The organism is Kocuria sp. WRN011, from assembly GCF_002295155.1.
In the GTDB taxonomy this organism is placed as follows: Bacteria; Actinomycetota; Actinomycetes; order Actinomycetales; family Micrococcaceae; genus Kocuria; species Kocuria carniphila.
In genome coordinates this window covers 1-5,657 of the sequence record NZ_NSGI01000016.1, presented here as the reverse complement: position 1 = coordinate 5,657, position 5,657 = coordinate 1, and the positions used below count along the sequence as shown (strand labels likewise).

At 54.8% G+C, this 5,657-nt stretch carries 3 rRNA genes; all 3 read left to right on the top strand.

Features of this window, described 5'->3' with window-relative positions:
• The first annotated feature begins 192 nt into the window (after window positions 1-192).
• The 3 genes from CKW39_RS15155 (at window position 193) to rrf (ending at window position 5,650) form a co-directional block, all read left to right on the top strand.
• Window positions 193-1,724 (top strand): 16S ribosomal RNA (locus tag CKW39_RS15155).
• 502 nt (window positions 1,725-2,226) lie between these two features.
• A 23S ribosomal RNA gene (locus tag CKW39_RS15150) occupies window positions 2,227-5,350 on the top strand.
• 183 nt (window positions 5,351-5,533) lie between these two features.
• Window positions 5,534-5,650 (top strand): 5S ribosomal RNA (rrf, locus tag CKW39_RS15145).
• The 16S, 23S and 5S rRNA genes sit together here, the layout of an rRNA operon.
• The last annotated feature ends 7 nt before the right edge of the window (window positions 5,651-5,657 follow it).

Sequence of the window (5,657 nt, the reverse complement as noted above, 5' to 3'; positions counted from 1 at the left end):
GTGGTTTGTTGTTTGTCAACTCAATAGTGTGCCTAGTTTGTTGATACCGAAAAGTATTTGTATTTTTTGGTTGATGGCCTGATGCTCCGGGTGTTTTTCCCGTTTCCTGGGGTGTTGGGTGTCAGCTAGGATCCCGCGACCGTGTGCTGGTTTCTTTGTGGAACTGGTGGGTTGTGGTTTCTGTCATGTTTTTTGACGGAGAGTTTGATCCTGGCTCAGGACGAACGCTGGCGGCGTGCTTAACACATGCAAGTCGAACGCTGAAGCTTGGGTGCTTGCATCTGGGTGGATGAGTGGCGAACGGGTGAGAAATACGTGAGTAACCTGCCCTTGACTCTGGGATAAGCCTGGGAAACTGGGTCTAATACTGGATACAACACAGTCTCGCTTGGGGGTGTGTGGAAAGGGTTTTTCTGGTTTTGGATGGGCTCTCGGCCTATCAGCTTGTTGGTGGGGTAATGGCCTACCAAGGCGACGACGGGTAGCCGGCCTGAGAGGGTGACCGGCCACACTGGGACTGTGACTCGGCCCAGACTCCAACGGGAGGCAGCAGTGGGGAATATAGCACAATGGGCGAAAGCCTGATGCAGCGACGCCGCGTGAGGGATGACGGCCTTCGGGTTGTAAACCTCTTTCAGCACGGAAGAAGCGAAAGTGACGGTACGTGCAGAAGAAGCGCCGGCTAACTTCGTGCCAGCAGCCGCGGTAATACGAAGGGCGCAAGCGTTGTCCGGAATTATAGGGCGTATTGAGCTCGTAGGCGGTTTGTCGCGTCTGCTGTGAAAGCCCGGGGCTTAACCCCGTGGTGTGCAGTGGGTACGGGCAGACTAGAGTGCAGTAGGGGAGACTGGAATTCCTGGTGTAGCGGTGAAATGCGCAGATATCAGGAGGAACACCGATGGCGAAGGCAGGTCTCTGGGCTGTTACTGACGCTGAGGAGCGAAAGCATGGGGAGCGAACAGGATTAGATACCCTGGTAGTCCATGCCGTAAACGTTGGCCACTAGGTGTGGGCGACATTCCACGTTTTGCGCGCCGTAGCTAACGCATTAAGTGCCGCGCCTGGGGAGTACGGCCGCAAGGCTAAAACTCAAAGGAATTGACGGGGGCCCGCACAAGCGGCGGAGCATGCGGATTAATTCGATGCAACGCGAAGAACCTTACCAAGGGTTGACATACACGAGACCGGCCCAGAGATGGGTTTTCCTCTTTGACGTTGGTGTACAGGTGGTGCATGGTTGTCGTCAGCTCGTGTCGTGAGATGTTGGGTTAAGTCCCGCAACGAGCGCAACCCTCGTTCTATGTTGCCAGCACGTGATGGTGGGGACTCATAGGAGACTGCCGGGGTCAACTCGGAGGAAGGTGGGGATGACGTCAAATCATCATGCCCCTTATGTCTTGGGCTTCACGCATGCTACAATGGCCGGTACAATGCGTTGCGATACCGTGAGGTGGAGCTAATCCCAAAAAGCTGGTCTCAGTTCGGATCGTGGTCTGCAACTCGACCACGTGAAGTCGGAGTCGCTAGTAATCGCAGATCAGCAACGCTGCGGTGAATACGTTCCCGGGCCTTGTACACACCGCCCGTCAAGTGACGAAAGTTGGTAACACCGGAAGCCGGTGGCCTAACCCTTGTCGGGGGAGCCCTCGAAGGTGGGACTCGCGATTGGGACTAAGTCGTAAGAAGGTAGCCGTACCGGAAGGTGCGGCTGGATCACCTCCTTTCTAAGGAGCAGGCCCAGCAGCCGTGTGGTTGCAGCCAATCACCAAGGGTGGTTGGTCAATGGTGGCCGCCATACACCCAGCAAGTGTGCTGTGGTGGTGGTTTGCTCATGGGTGGAATATCAACAGGCGTACATGGCTCCCCGCGCACGGGAACCCCGCGACATCATGTTGTGGGTGGTGTGTGGTGGTGGTTGTGGTGGCACATTGTTGGGTTGTCGATCAACAAGCCCAATGCTCAGGTGAATCTGCTGTTCGATCCGTGAGGATCGGACGGTGGTGGTGTGGGTGTTGGTTGTTGGTTCTTCCCGGAACACTACTGAAGCCAGCGGTTGCTGGTGGGGTGGTGTTGGTGGGTTGTTGTTTGTCAACTACATAGTGGACGCGAGCATCTTTGAACGCCGCGCGCAGATGGCTGCAGTGCTGTTGGTTCCTTTGGGTTCTGGTGGTGGTGTGGTTGTTGGTGTGTGGTGTGTATTTTTGATGATTATTTGTGTTGTGTGGCGTATAAGTTGTTACGGGCACACGGTGGATGCCTTGGCATCAGGAGCTGATGAAGGACGTGGAAATCTGCGATATGCCTCGGGGAGCTGATAAACGAGCTGTGATCCGAGGGTTTCCGAATGGGGTAACCCGGCTGCGTGTTATGCGTGGTCACTCGTATCTGAATTCATAGGGTGCGAGGAGGAACGTGGGGAAGTGAAACATCTCAGTACCCATAGGAAGAGAAAACAATAGTGATTCCGTGAGTAGTGGCGAGCGAAAGCGGATGGTGGCTAAACCGGTTGTGTGTGATACCTGGCGAGGGTTGCATGATCGGGGTTGTGGGATGCGTTGTTCCTGGGGTCGCCACCCTGGGGGTTGTGGTGTTGTGGTAGTCGAACTGGTGGTGAGTGCCAGACCGTAGTGGGTGTGAGTCCCGTAGACGAAACCGCAGTCATCTCGATCTAATGTACTCCCGAGTAGCACGGGGCTCGTGAAATCTCGTGTGAATCTGCCAGGACCACCTGGTAAGCCTGAATACTTCCTGATGACCGATAGCGGATCAGTACCGTGAGGGAATGGTGAAAAGTACCCCGGGAGGGGAGTGAAATAGTACCTGAAACCGTGTGCTTACAAGCCGTCGGAGCCTTTTGGGGTGACGGCGTGCCTTTTGAAGAATGAGCCTGCGAGTTAGTGTTACGTCGCGAGATTAACCCGTGTGGGGTAGTCGTAGCGAAAGCGAGTCTGAATAGGGCGTGTTGTAGTGGCGTGATCTAGACCCGAAGCGGGGTGATCTACCCATGGCCAGGTTGAAGCGCGTGTAAGAGCGCGTGGAGGACCGAACCCACTTCAGTTGAAAATGGAGGGGATGAGCTGTGGGTAGGGGTGAAAGGCCAATCAAACTCCGTGATAGCTGGTTCTCCCCGAAATGCATTTAGGTGCAGCGTCGTGTGTTGCTTGCTGGAGGTAGAGCTACTGGATGGCTGATGGGCCCTACAAGGTTACTGACGTCAACCAAACTCCGAATGCCAGTCAAGTGTAAGCGCGGCAGTGAGACTGTGGGGGATAAGCTTCATAGTCGAAAGGGAAACAGCCCAGACCATCAACTAAGGCCCCTAAGCGTGTGCTAAGTGGGAAAGGATGTGGAGTTGCTTAGACAACCAGGAGGTTGGCTTAGAAGCAGCCATCCTTGAAAGAGTGCGTAATAGCTCACTGGTCAAGTGATTCCGCGCCGATAATGTAGCGGGGCTCAAGTACACCGCCGAAGTTGTGGCATGACACCGTATAGCTGAGCCGTTTGTGGTTGAGGTGGTGTTGTGGGTAGGGGAGCGTCGTTGGGGTAGTGAAGCTGCGGGGTGACCCAGTGGTGGAACCTCAACGAGTGAGAATGCAGGCATGAGTAGCGAAAGACGGGTGAGAAACCCGTCCGCCGGATGATCAAGGGTTCCAGGGTCAAGCTAATCTGCCCTGGGTGAGTCGGGACCTAAGGCGAGGCCGACAGGCGTAGTCGATGGATAACGGGTTGATATTCCCGTACCGGCGAAAAACCGTCCATACTGAACCGGGGATACTAACCACCCGAACCACCATGATTGGATCCCTTCGGGGTGAAGACGTGTGTGGGGAGCGTGGGACCTGATCCGGGGAGGTAAGCGTATTAACAGGTGTGACGCAGGAAGGTAGCCAAGCCAGGCGATGGTTGTCCTGGTCTAAGCATGTAGGGTGGGTCGTTGGTAAATCCGCGGCCCGTGTGCCTGAGGTGTGATGGGACTCTCTTAGGTGAGGGAATTTGGTGATCCTATGCTGCCGAGAAAAGCATCGACGTGAGGTTTTAGTCGCCCGTACCCTAAACCGACACAGGTGATCAGGTAGAGAATACTAAGGCGTTCGAGAGAATCATGGTTAAGGAACTCGGCAAAATGCCCCCGTAACTTCGGGAGAAGGGGGGCCTTGGCTGGTGATCACCCTTGCGGTGTGAGCTGGTTGGGGTCGCAGAGGCTAGGGGGAAGCGACTGTTTATCAAAAACACAGGTCCGTGCGAAGTCGTAAGACGATGTATACGGACTGACTCCTGCCCGGTGCTGGAAGGTTAAGAGGACTCGTTAGACTCTTTGGGGTCGAAGCGGAGAATTTAAGCCCCAGTAAACGGCGGTGGTAACTATAACCATCCTAAGGTAGCGAAATTCCTTGTCGGGTAAGTTCCGACCTGCACGAATGGAGTAACGACTTCCCTACTGTCTCAACCATGAACTCGGCGAAATTGCAGTACGAGTAAAGATGCTCGTTTCGCGCAGCAGGACGGAAAGACCCCGAGACCTTTACTATAGTTTGGTATTGGTGTTCGGTGTGGCTTGTGTAGGATAGGTGGGAGACTATGAAACCGCGACGCTAGTTGTGGTGGAGTCGTTGTTGAAATACCACTCTGGTCACTCTGGATATCTAACTTCGGCCCGTAATCCGGGTCAGGGACAGTGCCTGATGGGTAGTTTAACTGGGGCGGTTGCCTCCTAAAGAGTAACGGAGGCGCCCAAAGGTTCCCTCAGCCTGGTCGGCAATCAGGTGTTGAGTGTAAGTGCACAAGGGAGCTTGACTGTGAGAGTGACAGCTCGAGCAGGGACGAAAGTCGGGACTAGTGATCCGGCGGTACATTGTGGAATGGCCGTCGCTCAACGGATAAAAGGTACCTCGGGGATAACAGGCTGATCTTGCCCAAGAGTCCATATCGACGGCATGGTTTGGCACCTCGATGTCGGCTCGTCGCATCCTGGGGCTGGAGTTGGTCCCAAGGGTTGGGCTGTTCGCCCATTAAAGCGGTACGCGAGCTGGGTTCAGAACGTCGTGAGACAGTTCGGTCCCTATCCGCTGCGTGCGTTGGAAATTTGTGGAGGTCTGTCCTTAGTACGAGAGGACCGGGACGGACGAACCTCTGGTATGTCAGTTGTTCCGCCAGGAGCATGGCTGATTAGCTACGTTCGGAAGAGATAACCGCTGAAAGCATCTAAGCGGGAAGCTTGCTCCGAGATGAGATTTCCTAGCCCCTATGGGGGTGTGAGGTTCCCAGTAGACGACTGGGTTGATAGGCCGGGTGTGGAAGCGTTGTAAGGCGTGGAGCTGACCGGTACTAATAAACCGAAGACTTATCACACACAACATTCATCAAAGATCTGTGTGTTCGCGTTCACTATGTGGTTGACAACCAACAACACCACACCACCACAGTCTTGTGGTGGTGGTCGGGTTGGTTTGGTAATTGGATAATGGTCCACGAGACCTGGAAACACCATGGTTTCCCACCACACGCGGTAGAGCGTGTTGGGTGGGGTTGGGTTTTCGGTGGTTATAGCGTGGGGGAAACGCCCGGTCCCATCTCGAACCCGGAAGCTAAGACCCACAGCGCTGATGGTACTGCACTCGGGAGGGTGTGGGAGAGTAAGTCACCGCCGAAATTAACGT